The following is a 17181-nucleotide window of genomic DNA, read 5'->3' as shown; positions in this document are numbered from 1 at the left end:
AGCTTCATGCTTATTAATCGGCCACGCAAACTACGGCCTACTAATTTACAAACTTAAGCTCATGTTGTAAATGAAACAGGCGCACGCCTGTTTGTCGTGGATTAATACTTGATCGTCGCGAAATACGCTTTAATTCCGGTAAAAATAGACTCAGCTAGCTGCTGTTGGAACGCCGTAGTACGAAGTTTACGCTCTTCTTCCAGATTGGAAATAAAGGCGGTTTCTATCAGAATAGACGGAATATCTGGCGCTTTTAATACCGCAAAGCCGGCCTGCTCAATTTTATTTTTATGCAGTTTATTCACTTTCCCCATACGGGTCAGCACTTCTTTGCCAAACTTCAGGCTGTTATTAATCGCCGCAGTTTGTACTAAATCAAAAATAGTATGATCAAGATAGCGATCGCCACTCTTACTCACTCCACCAATTTCATCGGCTTCGTTTTGAGTCTGGGCCAGATACTTAGCCGCCGTACTGGTCGCCCCTTTGGTCGATAAAGCAAAAATAGACGAACCGTTAGCTGAACGATCGGTAAAAGCATCCGCATGGATAGAAATAAACAGGTCAGCCCGCTGTTTACGCGCTTTTGCCACACGGACCTTTAGAGGAATAAACACGTCTTCATCGCGGGTCATATAGACCTTCATTTTCGGATCTTTTTGAATCAGAGTGCGTAAACGACGGGCTATTTGCAGCACAATATCTTTTTCGCGAGTGCCACGCTTACCAATTGCTCCCGGATCTTCACCACCGTGCCCCGGATCTAGCATAATTACCAATGGCCTGTCTCGCCCGGCTTTACCGGCCTGAGGCAGCTCCGCGGGCGGATCCTTTTCCAAGGCTCCTTGGTTATACTCTTTTAATAACGCCAGCAAAGGATCGTCCGCTTCATCGGCACTACCGTTAGACGGATACAAATCCACCACCAGGCGGTTCTTGAACTCCGCAACGGGCTTGAGAGTAAACAGGTTTGGATTAATATTTTGCTTTAGTTCCAGCACCAGCCGTACGGTATTAGGGTCAAACTGCCCGATGCGGGCCATTTTAAGATACGGATCGCTGCTCTGAACCTGATTAGCAATTCCGTTCAGCACGCTGTTTAACTGCACGTTCTCAATATCAATCACGATACGGTTAGGATTTGCTAAGGTAAACTGATTATATTTCAATGGAGTACTAGATTCTAACGTGATCCGCGTATAGGTCGAGGATGGCCATACCCGAACGGCAATCACGCTGGAAGTCGCCGCAGCCGCACCCACCCCGCTTATGCTCAATAGCCACGTCGCCGCGGCGCCTTGTAATAAACGGCGGCGTAAATAATCGGGTTTAACGCTAGACATGATGCTCCGTAATAATCCTTGGTAAAATGTACTGTTTAAACGACACAATAAAGCAAAATTGAAAGTTGGCGAAAACTCTACCTAACAGAAGCAATGCTGTCACGCTTAACCTGCATGCTATTGGGAATAAGCCCTAATATAGAGTACAAAATCGGGGAAATTAGCATTTATTGCTCAAATCAGACAAAAAATCATTCAATCCGGCCACCGCTCAATTATTGATAAATTCAGATAAACGAAGAATGGCTAAATATTCTGCTTGCCAGCAGACCTCAAATAGAATAAAAATACAAAAAATACGAATTATTATGCAAGAGGTCCATCATGAAGGAACGCAGTATTGAGCTGGTTGAGGGCTTTCGCCATTCAGTTCCTTATATTAATGCTCACCGCGGCAAAACCTTTGTCATTATGCTCGGTGGCGAAGCTATTGAGCATGACAATTTTAGCAATATTATCAATGATATCGGGCTATTACACAGTTTAGGCATCCGCCTAGTGGTAGTTTATGGTGCCAGACCGCAAATCGATGCCAACCTAACCGTACATAATAAACAGGCTATCTATCATAAACATACCCGAGTCACCGATGCCGAATCGCTGGAGTTAGTCAAACAGGCCGCAGGCCGGTTACAGCTGGATATCACGGCCCGTTTATCAATGAGCCTGAATAATACTCCACTTCAAGGAGCGCATATTAACGTCGTTAGCGGCAACTTCGTGATTTCACAACCGCTGGGCGTGGATGATGGCATTGACTACTGCCACTCCGGCCGTATTCGTCGTATTGATGAAGAAGCGATTCATCGCCAGCTAGACAGCGGCGCTATTGTATTGCTGGGCCCCGTCGCCGTATCCGTTACCGGTGAAAGCTTTAACCTCACGTCAGAAGAAGTTGCGACGCAATTAGCTATCAAGCTCAAAGCAGAGAAAATGATCGGTTTTTGTTCATCACAGGGTGTAGAAGATGAAAACGGTAACGTTTTACCAGAACTGTTTCCCAACGATGCACAAAAGTATCTTGAACGTTATGAAACTAACGGCGATTACCATTCAGGTACCGTGCGCTTCTTGCGCGGCGCAGTAAAAGCCTGCCGCAGCGGAGTGCGTCGTTGCCACCTGATCAGCTATCAGGACAGTGGTGCACTGCTACAAGAGCTATTCTCCCGAGACGGTATCGGTACTCAGATCGTCATGGAAAGTGCCGAGCAGGTTCGGCGGGCAACTATTCACGATATTGGCGGAATTCTTGAACTGATCCGCCCGTTAGAGCAGCAGGGTATTTTGGTCCGCCGTTCCAGAGAACAGCTTGAGATGGAAATTGATAAATTTACCATCATAGAGCGCGACAATATGACCATCGCCTGCGCGGCCCTCTATCCCTTCCCCGAAGAAAAAATTGGTGAAATGGCCTGCGTGGCGGTGCATCCTGAATACCGCAGTTCACTGCGCGGCGAAATACTGTTGGAAAAGGTCAGCGGTCAGGCCCGTTTAATGGGGTTAGAAAAGCTATTTGTTCTCACTACCCACAGCATCCACTGGTTTCAGGAACGCGGCTTTACGCCCGCCAACATTGACGATCTGCCGATGAAAAAGCAGGCGCTATATAATTACCAACGCCGTTCAAAAATTCTGGTAACTCCGGTCTGATATTAATCGAAGCCCACTTCCACGGCTAAACGTTCCGCCAACCCGCTCCGGCGTTCGGTTGGCGCTCGGATAGCAGAGAGTAAAATATTTTCATTGGCAAACAGCGTTAACTTTTCACGGGCTCGGGTGATCGCGGTATAGACCAGTTCCCTGCTTATCAGTGGAGAGAAACTGTCGGGCAACGCTAATACGGTATGAGCAAACTCTGAGCCTTGGGATTTATGCACCGTCATGGCATAAGCCGTTTCGCAGGTGGGCAATCGGCTGGGTTGAACGGCTTTCACCGAACCGTCCGGCAATTGAAAATAGACCCGAATTTCTCCGCTATCGGTCATCAGAGCGATACCGATATCACCATTGTATAACCCCAATGATGAATCATTACGGCTCACCATAACCGGGCGCCCCGGATACCAAGGTCCTGCCGCGCCGGGCATTTTGGCTATGAGTCGTTTAGCCAGCAGCGCTTGCTCTATTCGGGTATTTAATCCTTCGACGCCAAAAGGACCACTGCGCAACGCGCACAGTAAACGAAACTGGTTAAACAGCGCCAGAACCGCTAAAGGATCAGCGGTTTTTATCTGGCTCAGGTAATGCCTATAGCCCTCGGTACAATGCTCCAGCAATCGCAAATAGTCATTACCGTCACTCATTTTCAACCATTCAAGATCGCTAAAACCCCGGTTAAAACAGCCAATCGCCCCTCTTCCATCACCTTGATTAACCGCCAAAGAGAACTGACCGATGCCGGAATATTGATGAAAACGATAGCTTTTTCTTAGCAAACATAGGTTATCTCGGACCGGCACCGAACCGGCTAAATGATTACCCTCAATGTGATATCCGGTCAGGCCTGACAGCTGAATGGCTCGGCTATTGCTATAGCCTTGCTCCGCAAACCGACAGATATCCCCCAGCACGGCACCCGCCTCAACGGAAGCCAGCTGATCGCGATCGCCTAATAAAATTAGCCGGGCACGCTCAGGCAAAGCATCAACCAGACGCGCCATCATGGGTAAATCGACCATCGATGCTTCATCGACAATCAGTACATCAAGATGTAATGGATTGTCTTTGTGATAGCGTAGCTGACGGCTATTGGGCTGAACGCCAAGTAAGCGGTGAAGCGTAGAGGCTTCCGACGGCATTTGCTGTCGTTGTACATCGCTCAACGGCAGGTTCTGGCTGGCTTTACCAAGGGATTCGGTCAGGCGAGCCGCCGCCTTTCCGGTGGGCGCGGCAAGAGCGATACGTAATTTAGCCGGACCGGCCAACCGTATTAACGCGGCCAGCAGACGAGCAACGGTCGTGGTTTTTCCGGTTCCCGGACCGCCAGAAATAATCGACACCTGACGGCTTACTGCGACTGCGGCAGCCACTTTCTGCCAGTCAGTATCATCAGGGACCGGCTCAAATAAATTATCTAAAGCCTGACGAAGCGTCTCTTCATGCAGCCCGACGGCGCCAATCTCCATATTGCGGCTATGATGCAAGAAGAACGCGGCAACCTGCCCTTCATCCTGCCACATCCGTTGCAGATACAGGCGATCGCCTGACAGCACCAACGGCGTGGCTAATCCACCATCACTGACTACCGGAGAGGCATTCACCGCCGCCAAGAAATCAGCGCGTTCAGGACGACCGGCGCATCGCCAAATTTCAGCCGCCAGCTCGCTATGTCGCCCGTCAAACAGCGAAAATTCATTCAATGAGCTTAACGACAAACACACATGGCCAGCACCGGCTTCGGCACTCAGTTTCGCAATCAGTAGCGCCAGCTGGGGCTCGCTATCGGTAGCAAGGAGCCGGGCCAGCTGAACATCTAACGGACGAAAAAGATTAATCTCTGCGGCTTTCTGCAACAGGTTAAACACGCGCAGGCTCCTTCTCTCCGGCAAACAATCGATCTAAACCGTCGACTAAATTCCACTGAGGGCGACAGTAGAACACGCCCTGTTCAGGCTTATCCTGTTCCAGACCGCGTAAGAATAGATAAAATACGCCACCAAAATGATGCTGATAGTCGTAATCGGCAATCCGGTGACGTAAATAGCGATGCAGAGCCAGAGAATAAAGTTGATATTGCAAATCGTACCGATGCTCGCACATAGCCCGTTCCATCGCTTCGGGGGTATAAGCATCGCTGCTGTCTCCCAGCCAGTTAGACTTATAGTCCAGCAGGTAATAGCGCCCTTGCCAGCAAAATACGAGGTCAATAAACCCTTTAAGCATTCCCCTTACCTGACGAAAGTTAAGCTCAGGGCAGCGGGCAGACAGCGGGTCATAGCGTTTCACCAATGCATCCAGCTTGCCGGACTCCAGCATTGGGCCGATAGGCAAATAAAACTGCAGCTCCGACTGACGATTAGCCGGTGGGATATCTTTTAGACAAATACCCCGTTCCCGTTCAAGAGGTGCATTCACGATCGCTTCTAACCACGATTGAACAACCGGTAACCAGTGGCTGTCTAGCCCCTGAATAACCAGCCTTTCGGCGAGAAAAGCCTGATCAATAGGCTTGCTAAAATCAATCGATTCCAACAGGTCGTGAAGAAACGTGCCGGGAACAGCGCCTTTAGGAAAACTATGAGGGCTCAGCAGCGCATGCTGGCTATCATTTTTCTCACCGGCAGCATCGGTATCAAAGCGTGGAAGTATGTCATAATGCTGAGTCGCGCCCTGCTGCAGGCCTGAATAGCTGGTGACTCGCCAATTATCCTGACTATGGCCGTTAAACGCGCGCGCGCTCAGGCTTTCTGGCAGCGTAATAACATCCTTCCAGACGGTTGAATCCGTATTGGTAACCGGATAAACGCAAATGCCCTCGTGCTGCTCTAAAGCGCTCAGCGAGTCAGACAGTAGAGTCGAATCACCGGCCAGCCCTTGCTGCAGTAAATACCCAATAGCGCTACGGTGTATATCTGAGTTACCCTTTGTTCGATTGCCCGCGTAGAGTGGCGTAACGCCAATACTACAGTGGTAAATCGATCGAGTCAGTGCAACGTACAGTAAACGTAAATCTTCAGCCAAGCGCTCTTCTTCGGCTAACGTGAGTGCGTCCTCACTTTGGTGAAGATCCAGCGTGGCCGAAAAGGTATCTCTATCATGGTACAACGCCTGACTTTGTGGACGGAAACCGCAAATAAACGGCAGCCAAACCAGCGAATATTCAAGCCCTTTGGATTTATGGATAGTCACGATCCGCACCAGATTACGCTCGCTCTCCAGCCGCAGCTGTTGGCTATCTGCCTGAACGTTTGGCTGAGCAATCTGTTGAGCCAGCCAGCGCACCAGCGAGTGCTCACTTTCCAGCATAAGTGCAGCTTCCTGCAACAGTTCACCGATATGCATCACATCAGTCAGCCGCCGTTCACCGCCCGGCGTCACTAACAGGTTTTCTGCCAGCTGTCGCTTGGCCATCACTTCCCGCAGCATGGGCAGCACACCGCGCTTGAGCCATAGACTGCGGTACTGGCTAAACTCATCCACCAGCCGATCCCACTGGCGTTCATCTTGATTAATTGCATCAATTTGGCGAGCATCTAACCCAAGCAACCCGCTGGCTAATGCACTACGCAATGCCCGATCTTTTTCCGGCGTCAGTACGGCCTGCAGTAACCACAGCAAATCTTTCGCTTCGGCAGTGGCAAATACGCTCTCACGATTAGAAAGATACACAGACGGAATAGCCAACGCGCTTAAAGCATCCCGTACCAGCTCCGCCTCTTTTCCCGTTCGAACCAGAATAGCAATATCGGCAGCAATCACCGGCTGTCGCCAATCGCCACGCACCAGCCATGCCTGCTGCCGTTGCCCTGCCGTCAGCCAGTCTCGAATCTGTGCCGCACACTGTCGAGCCATCAGTTGCTGATACTCGTTCTGCCCTGACGCTTCACCCGGCTGTAACCAAAAGCCCATTGCCGGTTGATCCTGCCCATGCAGTTCAAAGCCAAGCCGTTGGTTTTTCTCGGCAGGTTTCACCGCAATAAAAGGAATCTGATTAAAAATAAACGGAGCGGGCATCCGCTGGAATAAGGTATTGACCGAATTCACCAGCGCCGATGATGAACGCCAATTGGTGTCCATAGTGTAGTGGCTGCTCACTTCACTGCGTGCCCGCATATAGGTAAAAATGTCTGCACCGCGAAACGCGTAAATGGCCTGTTTAGGGTCGCCGATAAGCAACAGGCCGGTATCCTGCCTTCCGCCATACAGCTTATGGAAAATTCGATACTGTTGAGGATCGGTATCCTGAAATTCGTCAATCAGAGCGACGGGATAACGCTGGCGTATTGCCTCGGCCAGCGCATCGGCCCCTGACCGTTGCAGTGCCGTATCTAACCGGCTCAGTAAATCATCAAACCCCAGCTCCGCCCGGCGGCGTTTCTCCTGCTGAACGGTCAGGCGAACTTCACTCATAGCTTTGGCTAAAATCAAGTCTCTCAGGGTCAATGGTTCAGCGTAAAGTAGTTCAATGGCAGTAAACAACGGATGAACCGGAGGTATACCCTTCTTGGTTTTTTCTACAATCGTTGACTGGCGAAAGTTATTAAGATCTTTTGGCAACCGATAGCTCTGGGTGTTTTCTTCAGCCCAGAGGCCCACTTTATTTAACCAGTTAGGCAGGTTCTTCGAGCTATAGCTACGCTTGTCGACATCGGAACCGCTGATAAACGATTCAAGATCTGCCGCAGACTCCCGCCACCGCTGTTTAACCTCGTCGATCCGGTCAATAATTTGCCGGTGACGCTGCGATATATCGTCCTGAGACGGAGGATAACGAAGCTGAGGAGCTTCACCGTGCAGGTAAGGCAATAAGTCGGCCAGTAGCCTTTCCGGACCGCTCCACTCCTCGCTAATAGCCTGAGCCACCGGTAACGGTAAAGGATAGCAATGCCTGCGCCAAAAATCGGCGGTAGCCCGACGGCGCAGCGGTAGTTCATCCTGAATCAGTGATTGCTCAAACAAAATGCCTGACTCAAAGGCATTATGGCTTAACATTCGCTGGCAAAAACCGTGGATAGTATAGATAGCCGCTTCATCCATCTGGCGTTCTGCCGCCAGTAATAGCGAAGAGGCGCTCTCGATATCTGGAACTTCGGCCATAAGCTGAGTCAAAAGCGTATCGCTACTTTGATTACGGATACAGGCAATACGCAAACTATGAATATTCTCTCTGATGCGATTGCGTAACTCCTCCGTGGCGGCTTCTGTAAACGTTACCACCAGAATCTCTTCCACAGATAAAGGCCGGGGATAAGCAGCCTCACCGCCCAACCCAAGCAGCAGACGCAGATAAAGCGCCGCAAGGGTATAGGTTTTTCCCGTTCCGGCCGAAGCCTCGATTAAGCGCTCCCCGAACAGGGGGAGCGTTAACGGGTTAAGCGATTCAGGCAGCCGTTCGGTCATTACTTCTGAACCTCAACGGGCAAGGTCTTTTGCAGGGATGAGGTATTCGGATATTCAGTCCAACCTTTAGGCTGTGCATATTCCGTTTTCACATCGCTCTGCCCCATGACCTGAGAAATCACAGCCAGACCTTTACTGTCGATAACCGCCTGTTGGAAGAAAGCCTGAATATCTGCCTTGGTCAAGCTTCTCACCTGAGCCAGTACCTTAGCTCTGGTATCGAAATGGGCATTCCCACGGCCAAAGTCATTGGTGTAATAGCCAGCTTCGTCATCCAACGTTTGCGGACGCTGTTCTAGTTCATTGATTAGAGCCTGCTTGTACTGGTTAAAGTCGGCCTCTTTCATTTCTGACAGGCGTTTTTCTGCCATTTTATAGAAACTGAGGTAACGCGTTTCAAGATAAGCCGGGGTTTTACTATTAGTCTGCAATAAGAAGCCAATGCCCGACTGGCGACCAACCTGCATTGGGAAAGCAAATACGGCATATCCCAACTGCTCTTCAGTTCTCAGTTGGTTATAAAACCAGGGCTGGATAATCTGGGCAAGCAGGTTGCTGCGAGCCATGCCCTGAACTTCATCATAACCCTGAGGAATATAAACGGCCCCCAATGCGGAATCCGTACTGCTGCCTTTTCTCGTCAGGTTCGCTAACGTCGGTTTATCAACCACCACGTTCTGGCCATGCCACCACTCGGTACCTACGCAGCCTAATTGCTGTTTGACGCCCAGTGCAAGCTGCTTAACCTGCTCCGGCGTCATGTTGCCGAGAACAAATAATTCTGGCGTACCGTTGGTCAGGAGCTGATTGCGATACTGAACAATATCATCGACAGAAATGTTATCCAGCGTGCTACGCCGCTCGTTTCGTTCGGTGTATGGAACCTGAGACAGTGACTGTACAGGCTGTAAAGCCAGTTCATACGCTTTGCCTTTCTCTGCCGCATCTAGCTGCTCCCGATACCATGATTTGGCCTGAGTCAATTGCTCTGCCGTCGGAGTGAAAGTACGATACTGATCTAAGAAGGCGGTAACGAGCTGAGGAATTCGCTGATTAAAACCGGTCACGTTAAGCTGCAGGCCATTCGCTAAGCCGGTACTAAAACTAATACCGCCGACTGAAGCCTGATAGTTGATCTGAGCAAGGGCCTGATTGGCTAAATAATCAGTCAATGCAAACATCACCTGATTACGAGCGCTGTCTGAAGTTTTAGCGTTACGTAAAGCCAGCTTTATATTCGCTTTGGGTTCATCCGGGAAGTACTTACTCGGGGCGTACCATGCCCTGATATCACTCTGGTTTAATACCTGAATCGGCCCCGCCGGAGCTTCAGCTCTTGCGACCAGTTTAAAATCATCCGGAATATACGGGTTGAGCGTTGGCAGGCTCAAATTTAACGTTTTTTCATCAGACTGCCAGAGAGAAACCTGTTGCTGAGAAATACGCTCTACCTGATAAGGCGCGTTAACAAAGTAAGCCGTTTTATTATGTGGTTCATCGGGGCTGACAAACCATATGCGGGCCGCCTGCGGCGTCATTTCATCCAAACGGGCAGCAATAGCTTTGGGATCGTAACGATCGGCCAAATAGTCAGAATCCAGCACGTTGGCAATTGGAATATTTAGCATGGTATCCGATAGCCACTCGACATAGTCCATATCGCGTGAAATAGATGGATAACGGAAGTCTAAATCCATCACATGGGCGATTTCATCAAAATAGTCTTTGCGAATTCCCTGCTTACGAATCACGTTAAGATAGTCAAAAACCGCAGCAATAACCCGATCCCGGTTAGCCAGCCCTTTATCCGTCAATGAAACCCCAATGCTGAAAACCCCGCCGTTACGGTCAATAACCGGATTAACGCCAGCGCCAATGCTGTCAGCCAGACCTTGCTTACGCAGCCAGTCAGATAGCGTATTTTCACTACGATTACCGATCAGATAGCTGATATAGGTATCCGTTTTACTGCGGAAATCGGCAATATTATTATCAATGCGAAACTCAATGCGCAGCTGCTTATTAGGCTGGGCCGGAACGTAGTGAATAATCAGCCCCTTCTCTTTAGCCGTCGCTGCCGGAACGGTAACGGCAGGAACGCTGGCGTTATGGTTACCAATACGGCCAAACGTGTCGGTTGCCAGTTTGGCCAGATTATCTAAAGAGTCATTGCTATAGAGCACGCCGACCATCAGGTTAGCCGAATAGTAACGGTGGTAAAACGCCACCAGCTCATCGTGTAATTTACTGCCCGGCTTATCTTTCAGAGTATCTAAATTACCGCCGGAAAAACGTGCACTCGGGTGAGCAGGATTTAAAGTTTCCGCACCAACCTGAGCCATTCTCATACCGTCGCGGGAACGAGCCATCGTCATCTCGGCATTGACTGCGTTGCGCTCACGATCGGCATAGACCGGATCTAATAAAGGCTCTGCAATCGCATCGGCCAAGCGATCAACCGCCGGGGCAAGCGCATCGTTTTCGACTTCAAGGTAGAAAGCCGTACGATAAGATGCGGTGCTGGCATTATGGCTACCGCCGTGTTTTTTAAGAAATTCAGAGATACTGTCAGGCTGCGGATAGCGTTTTGACCCCATCAGCACCATATGTTCCAGATAGTGCGCAAGCCCAAGCTGGCTATCGGGGTCTTCAAGAGAACCCACCGGCAAAGCCAATGCCGCCAATGATTTACTGGCTAAGTTATCGGATACCAACAAAACGGTCATACCGTTATCTAACTTTATCGCCTTATACTGACGAGTATCCCGTTCACTTTTCTGAATGCTTTCAGTCAGCGGCTGCCAACCCTGAGCGGCAAAAGCTGCGGGAATCCAACAGGACAAGATAAATAATATACCGGTGATATAGGTATGCAACTTTCGCATGGGCTTTCCTTTTGGATGACGTAATAACAACTTATATTCTAAATAGTTCGGGTTACATAAGCACTGCCAGCGCCCGTACAACAAGAAACGTGACGGGTATATAACGGGCAAGATAGCACGTTATCCTGCCGGCCTCATAACCGAGGGAGCACAACGCTCGCCTTGGTGTTTTGAGATTAACTTCACAGTTTGACAGCGCCGCAACTCAGGGTTCATTTTTTTAGCCAGATTTTTAATCTGCCAGCTTATGGCGAATCAGCGTCAGCAAATAGGGCTGGCTATCTGTAATAATCTGCCGATAGCTTTTATCATCCATGACTCTAAAAAGTCGCATAAGGTAAGGGTCTTCACCTTCCCCCGTTACCTGCTGCCCACCCTCCCAGACCTGAATCAGCTTCTGTCGGGCTTTTTGCTGAATGTCGTCATCCCACTCGATATCTCCTGAACGCTGGTCATAGCAGTTAGTCAGCCATGCCCATGCGCTTTTTGGCAATAATAACAGTGGGGTACTTAACCCGCGCACATACCCATTTAGCCATTCAGTAAACATGTCTTCGGCCTGCTTTGCCGGTATAGGCGCAAAACGCCATTCGCTATTTTTACGACCAAACATTCGGCTCTCACCGGTGCCGCCGTTAATGCAATACGCCAAATGGTCGAGCCATAGCAGCATACCGTCAATCACCGATAGTTCAGCCGGGCGCCAGCGTAAAATGCCGTCGGACTGAACCTGATGTAGCCAGCCGCTAACCTCCAGCCCAGCAATAGTGCATTCAAGTTCAATACTGCTAGCGGGCAATTTGTGCTGTTTAACGCGCTCTGCCAGTTCGGTCATCTCGTCGCATTGCCCCTGCCAGAACAGTTCGCCAAAAGCGCCGAAAGGTAATTCTCCGGCCGCTCGGGAGCGGGAGAATAAAGCTTTTGGATCTCTGTCTTCAACCAAACAGTTCAACAGCATCACATTCATCTGGTAACGCTGTAGATTATCCACCAGAAAAGGTTCTTCATCAGGCAGTTCGGTATCATCCAAAGAGAAATGAACCCGTAGCCGCTGTTGGAAAAATGCCCGTATCGGATTTCGATAGAAGCGCCGCAGATCGTCCAGCTCAACCCGTTTAAGCGCCAGCTCATCAAGCGCTGAACTAAACTCCGTATGAGGCACCCCCAACCTGCTGGCGGCCGGTAACCATTCGCTGGCATAGCTTTGCTGCTCGCTGCCATCGATAAAGTTTTGCTCGCTGAACGGCACCCGTGGATGTTGACAGAGTAGGTGTTCATAAACCGCCTGAGCACTTTGCTCTAAATCCAGCGGTTGGTCATCCGGCAGTCGATGGCTCTGCGAGATGTATTCCAATAATTCGGTAATCAGAACCGAAGGGTAGCGCAGGCTGTTATCCTGAATTGACTGCCCAATAAAGCTGATATACAGCTTTTGCTGAGCCGACAGTAACGCTTCCAAAAACAGATAACGGTCATCATCACGCCGGCTACGATCGCCGCGCAGCGGTTTGCTGGCCATTAAATCGAAGCCAAGCGGCGGTAAAGTTCGGGGATAAACACCATCATTCATTCCCAGCAGGCAAACCACTTTAAAAGGAATCGAACGCATTGGCATCAGCGTACAAAAGTTGATGGATCCGGCTAAAAATCGCTGGCTGACGCGCTCATTGTCTAGACGGGCTGAAAGCTCATCGCGCAAAATGGTTAACGGAGTCAAATCTTGATAGCAGGCCTCCAGACCAAAGCCTATTTGCTTTTGCCACTGTTGCTCAATTAACGCCAGAACCGGCTCTGTTTCTACATCAGTTATGAAGAATGAGGCGATTAGCCCGCGACATAACGGAGCCCATTCTGTCAGAGTGCGAGGTTCAGCCAGCTGCTTGCGCCAAAGGGACAGCTGCATCAGAAATTCGGCCAATTGCCCGGCAAGGCTGGCAATTAAACCGCTGGATTCGTCATAGGGCAGCACCCCTTGATAATCACCGCGTTGGCTGTCCATGGCATAGCCAAGCAGCATACGGGTTAGCCCAAATCGCCAGGTATGTTGCCCCGTTGAGGGCAGTTCAAGATCGCTGACCATCTCATCATCTAACCCCCAGCGAATGCCGGAGCCATCTACCCACTGGCGTAAAATTTGCAGCCCCTGTTCGTCAATTTGAAAACGCATCGCCAATGCAGGAACTTCCAGCAACGTAAGAATATCTTCCGCAGTGAAGCGGCTATCGGGCAAATTCAGCAGGCTTATAAATGCAGTTAATACCGGATGTGCCTGACTGGCACTACGGTCTGAAATCGCATAAGGGAGATAGCGTTCAGGCGGCGCATTGCCAAAAACGGCTTCGATATAGGGAGTGTAATTGTCGATATCTGCCACCATCACAATGATGTCGCGCAGCGTCAGGTTAGGATCCTGATCCAGCATGGCCAACAATTGATCGTAAAGCACTTCAACTTCACGCTGAGCGCTATGGCAAACGTGGACGCTTATAGAACGATCGCCGGGATCGAGTTCCCGTTTATCCCGGCTATCCAGAGGCGAATCAGGACCGTTGACAACCAATGCACAATCGTCAAGAGAGAGGATGTCCCGCTGAATACGGTGCAATAGGCTATCGGGTTCAATATCAACAAAGGCATCGACTTCCTGCATTTTGTCGAGCTGAGCCAGTAGATAGAGGTTATCCCTCCCCAGCTTTCCCCAACTGGCCAGTAGTGGATTACTTAGCTGCTGGTTACCTTGCTCATCGAACAGTTCACCGGCGGTCTGCGGCGAACGAAACAGTGGGATTTCCTGACTTTGCTTAATATGCCTGCGCTTACGCGCCTGTAGTTTGGCTAAAAAAGCATAATCTTGAATATCACCCCAGTAATAACGACAAGGGTTAGTAAACATCAGGTGTACATCAATGTGTTGACCCAGCGCCTGAAGTGCCCGCAAATAAACCGGAGGAAGTGCGGAAATACCACAAATAAACACCCGCTCAGGCAGCGCCTTTGCTGAAAAGCCGGGCTGGTTGAGCGTATCAATAAAGCGCTGGTATAAGTTAGCCCGATGCCAGCCCGGTTGCTGTAACCGTTCGGTATATTCAATCAGCGCGCGCCATAGGGGAGCCTGCCAGATCTGAGCCTCGTCCAGCTCGTCTACCCGCTCATTTTGTTGCCAGCATTGTAACCATTCAGGACGATAAACTAAGTATTGGTCAAAAAGGTCGGCAATTCTCCCGGCCAGCTGGTGGCGTTTACGCATATCCTCATCATCACTAAGATAGCCCTTCAACGCTGAAAAATCGGGTAAATCAAGCATCGAAGGCAATAGCCACATCAGTTTCCACGTCATGGCATCTTTACTGAAGGCGCTCTCCTGCGAGATCTCTGTCCATACTTTGGTAAACATCTGCCAGATAAAAGAAGCCGGCAGCGGAAATTCTATGTTTGCCGCAATGCCCAGCTCATTAGCCAATTCAATTTGTAGCCACTGGGCCATGCCGTGGCTTTGAACCAGAATGATTTCTTGGGCAAAGGGATCGGCCAGCGGTTTGCTGGCAATAAGCGCCGTGGTCAACGATTTAAGCAGATCGAGCTGATTTGAGTGATAAACCGTGAACATCCGGGCTCCTGAAATAGAATTGACGAAACAAGCTAAAAACCGCCGATCGGACTAAATTATAAGACAATTTTCAATTTTATAGACCGATGTGTAAAGCAATACCGCAGGATACCCGTTTTGGCCGATGAATAATGAAAATATTATCGACCGCTCGGCGCTCAGCGACAAATCAATCGGGTTAATGTCACATCAATGTTTCCCGGAGCCGTAACCTGAGCGCCTACTTGCTCACATCCTGGCAGCACGGCAACCGCGTTAACGTTAAGCACCCATTGCCCAGCCAGCAGCTTTTGTTCGTTATCAATGACGGCCGGATAAATATCTAACGCCTGATTGGCTAAGCGCCATGCGTACTGCGCGTCCGCATAATGACTGAATTGAGCGAGCAGAACCTGCTGATAACGCAATAGCCCCAACAGTGAGATTGAAAATAAAACCATGGCTATCAGCACTTCCAGCAGGCTGAAACCGGCACATTGCTGAATCACCGGGGCCGAGCTATTTTGATGATGCACAGCGTTCATCGCTCCCCCTGATAGCTCAGTTTAGCTTTAGGTTCCACGGACAGATCGCAATCGGCCTGCATAGCTAAAGGGCAGAAATCAATATAGCCATGTGCCACGCGTTTCAGCGCTGATGCACCGTCATCTTCACCTTGCTGACTATCGCGTCTAACTGACAGCTGGAACAACGCCAAATTAGGTTCACCATAGTTTAGCTGGCCTGCACCGCGGATTAGGATCGTACTATCCTCCATTTCTCGTACGCAGGCAGATAGCTCATCACGATCAGATACGCGACACAGCCATTGGTCGCTTCGTGCATTCCAACGTTGGGATAATGCCCAATCTATGGATGAAAGCGCCTGATTGTAGGCTCTGAGATAACGCCGTTCATCGCCATAAATTTTAACCTGCGTCGTTAACTGCGCATTGAGCCCTTTCAGCATTAGCGTTCCAAATAGCATTAACAGCATAACCATCGCAATCGTACTGTAGCCCCGCTGGCGTGACGGGCTACCTGAATTAGCTTCATTCATGTTAAATTTTTAGCGCTGATACGACCGCTTACCCGTCGTTTCAACTGTGGCCACTTATTCCAGTAGCCTTCCAGCGTTAGCGTGAAGTAGTGCTGATTGCCAACGTCCGTTCGGGTGACCAAAAATTGCGTCACCACCACTTCAGCCGGATCCAACAGCTTATCCCAGCCTACTCCGCTACAGTCAGTGGGGCCCCGGTGCTGTTCCATACTATCGGCTAACCAACGATAGCCAAACTGCTCTGCGTTATCTGAACCGGCAGGCTCAATGGCTCCGTTATGGTTTAAATCATACTCAACCAGCACGCAGGAACTGTTAGCCGACTGTGGGTGCGCCCCAATCCTGATGCCTTTAGTTCCACTATTATTTCCAACCTGAGCTCCGCCCCTATCTACCGATGAATAATAAAACCCGGCTCGCTTTATATCTTTCTCTATTGCCCTTAATACCTGCCGAAGAGACTGTTCCAGCCGATACAGCCGGTATAAAGACTGGCTTTGGTGCTGCAAGGCCGGATACATTGCCGCAACGCTTACCATCATTACGCTGCTCAAAACCATGGCTATCAGCATTTCTAGTAAAGAAAAGCCACGCTGGGAATCACCATGATTCAGGCCGTTGTTTAATCTGGCGTAATTTAGCATGGCGCTATTCCCGGTAGATAAGGCTGGCGACCGTCTACTTTTTCACTGCAGCGGCGCAATCGCCCTTTGGCGGAAACTATTAACCGCACTCGCCCTGCGCGGTTAACCACCGTTAAATGACCGGTACCGGCAGAATTACGTAAACCATAAAAACCTAGCCCGATATCTGACTGACTCATATCCAGGCTCAGCCCCGGATCGGGTAAAGTAAACGCTAGCCCAAGTTCAGAATGGCAATCGCTGCTGTCTGCAAGCTGGCCTGCGCTGATACAGGCGACATTTTCGCGCCGGCCAATACGGATCCGATAAGACCTATTGCGCCAGTCGGCCGCAAACTGAACCTGAGACATAAAGGCTAACGCGCCGCTGCTGGCCTGTTCCAGAAAAATCCGTTGCTGATAGCTTTGCCAGCTGGTCATTCCACCGGTGGTCAATATCGCCATAATGGCGACGACTAACATCATTTCTATCAATGTCATTCCGCTTTGAGTATTACGCTTTGTTATTACCATAGCGGTAGGGTAATAAAAGGAATTATCAACTAACAGGCAAGATGATGAGTTCGGGAATCGGCTTCACTATCATTTTATAAAACAGCAGGCCC

At 49.9% G+C, this 17181-nt stretch carries 10 protein-coding genes; 1 reads left to right on the top strand and 9 read right to left on the bottom strand.

Going from position 1 to position 17181, the window contains the following annotated elements; all coding sequences use genetic code 11:
• Positions 1 to 101: 101 nt before the first annotated feature.
• A complete protein-coding gene (amiC, locus tag GVI43_RS05275) occupies positions 102 to 1343 on the bottom strand; it encodes an N-acetylmuramoyl-L-alanine amidase AmiC (RefSeq protein WP_159565807.1) in 1242 nt (413 codons plus the stop codon).
• A 321-nt stretch (positions 1344 to 1664) separates the two neighbouring features.
• Between amiC and argA the strand changes: the two genes are divergently transcribed.
• Entirely contained in the window at positions 1665 to 2993 is a 1329-nt protein-coding gene (argA, locus tag GVI43_RS05270) for an amino-acid N-acetyltransferase (RefSeq protein WP_211959067.1), read from the top strand.
• A gap of 2 nt (positions 2994 to 2995) precedes the next feature.
• Here the strand turns inward: argA and recD are convergent, their stop codons facing one another.
• The 8 genes from recD to GVI43_RS05230 all read right to left on the bottom strand — a co-directional run bounded on the left by recD (position 2996) and on the right by GVI43_RS05230 (position 17089).
• Positions 2996 to 4867, bottom strand: coding sequence for an exodeoxyribonuclease V subunit alpha (gene recD, locus GVI43_RS05265; RefSeq protein ID WP_159565805.1), 1872 nt, complete (start codon positions 4865 to 4867; stop codon positions 2996 to 2998).
• The gene (gene recB, locus GVI43_RS05260) at positions 4860 to 8402 is read right to left on the bottom strand and encodes an exodeoxyribonuclease V subunit beta (protein WP_159565804.1); all 3543 of its coding nucleotides are present in this window, start codon (positions 8400 to 8402) and stop codon (positions 4860 to 4862) included. The genes recD and recB overlap by 8 nt, the downstream gene beginning before the upstream one ends.
• Complete coding sequence (gene ptrA, locus GVI43_RS05255; protein ID WP_159565803.1) at positions 8402 to 11287, bottom strand: pitrilysin; 2886 nt, start codon at positions 11285 to 11287, stop codon at positions 8402 to 8404. The genes recB and ptrA overlap by 1 nt, the downstream gene beginning before the upstream one ends.
• A 232-nt stretch (positions 11288 to 11519) precedes the next feature.
• Positions 11520 to 14894, bottom strand: coding sequence for an exodeoxyribonuclease V subunit gamma (gene recC / locus GVI43_RS05250; RefSeq protein ID WP_159565802.1), 3375 nt, complete (start codon positions 14892 to 14894; stop codon positions 11520 to 11522).
• Positions 14895 to 15052: 158 nt separating this feature from the next.
• Complete coding sequence (locus tag GVI43_RS05245) at positions 15053 to 15418, bottom strand: type IV pilus modification PilV family protein (protein WP_159565877.1); 366 nt, start codon at positions 15416 to 15418, stop codon at positions 15053 to 15055.
• Positions 15415 to 15933, bottom strand: a complete 519-nt coding sequence (locus GVI43_RS05240) for a YgdB family protein (protein ID WP_159565801.1) — start codon at positions 15931 to 15933, stop codon at positions 15415 to 15417. Before GVI43_RS05240 ends, GVI43_RS05245 begins: the two co-directional genes overlap by 4 nt.
• The gene (locus GVI43_RS05235) at positions 15930 to 16577 is read right to left on the bottom strand and encodes a prepilin peptidase-dependent protein (RefSeq protein ID WP_159565800.1); all 648 of its coding nucleotides are present in this window, start codon (positions 16575 to 16577) and stop codon (positions 15930 to 15932) included. Before GVI43_RS05235 ends, GVI43_RS05240 begins: the two co-directional genes overlap by 4 nt.
• A complete protein-coding gene (locus GVI43_RS05230; RefSeq protein ID WP_281350982.1) occupies positions 16571 to 17089 on the bottom strand; it encodes a prepilin-type N-terminal cleavage/methylation domain-containing protein in 519 nt (172 codons plus the stop codon). The genes GVI43_RS05235 and GVI43_RS05230 overlap by 7 nt, the downstream gene beginning before the upstream one ends.
• Between the last annotated feature and the right edge of the window lie 92 nt (positions 17090 to 17181).

It is taken from the genome of Budvicia diplopodorum (assembly GCF_009800925.1).
Lineage (GTDB): Bacteria > Pseudomonadota > Gammaproteobacteria > Enterobacterales > Enterobacteriaceae > Budvicia > Budvicia diplopodorum.
This window is presented reverse-complemented; position numbering and strand designations above follow the sequence as displayed.

Coding starts and splice junctions, on each gene's coding strand:
- recB (WP_159565804.1), bottom strand. CDS start 8,402: ATGACCGAACGGCTGCCTGAATCGCTTAACCCGTTAACGCTCCCCCTG.
- ptrA (WP_159565803.1), bottom strand. CDS start 11,287: ATGCGAAAGTTGCATACCTATATCACCGGTATATTATTTATCTTGTCC.
- GVI43_RS05245 (WP_159565877.1), bottom strand. CDS start 15,418: ATGAACGCTGTGCATCATCAAAATAGCTCGGCCCCGGTGATTCAGCAA.
- GVI43_RS05230 (WP_281350982.1), bottom strand. CDS start 17,089: ATGGTAATAACAAAGCGTAATACTCAAAGCGGAATGACATTGATAGAA.
- GVI43_RS05240 (WP_159565801.1), bottom strand. CDS start 15,933: ATGAATGAAGCTAATTCAGGTAGCCCGTCACGCCAGCGGGGCTACAGT.
- GVI43_RS05235 (WP_159565800.1), bottom strand. CDS start 16,577: ATGCTAAATTACGCCAGATTAAACAACGGCCTGAATCATGGTGATTCC.
- recC (WP_159565802.1), bottom strand. CDS start 14,894: ATGTTCACGGTTTATCACTCAAATCAGCTCGATCTGCTTAAATCGTTG.
- amiC (WP_159565807.1), bottom strand. CDS start 1,343: ATGTCTAGCGTTAAACCCGATTATTTACGCCGCCGTTTATTACAAGGC.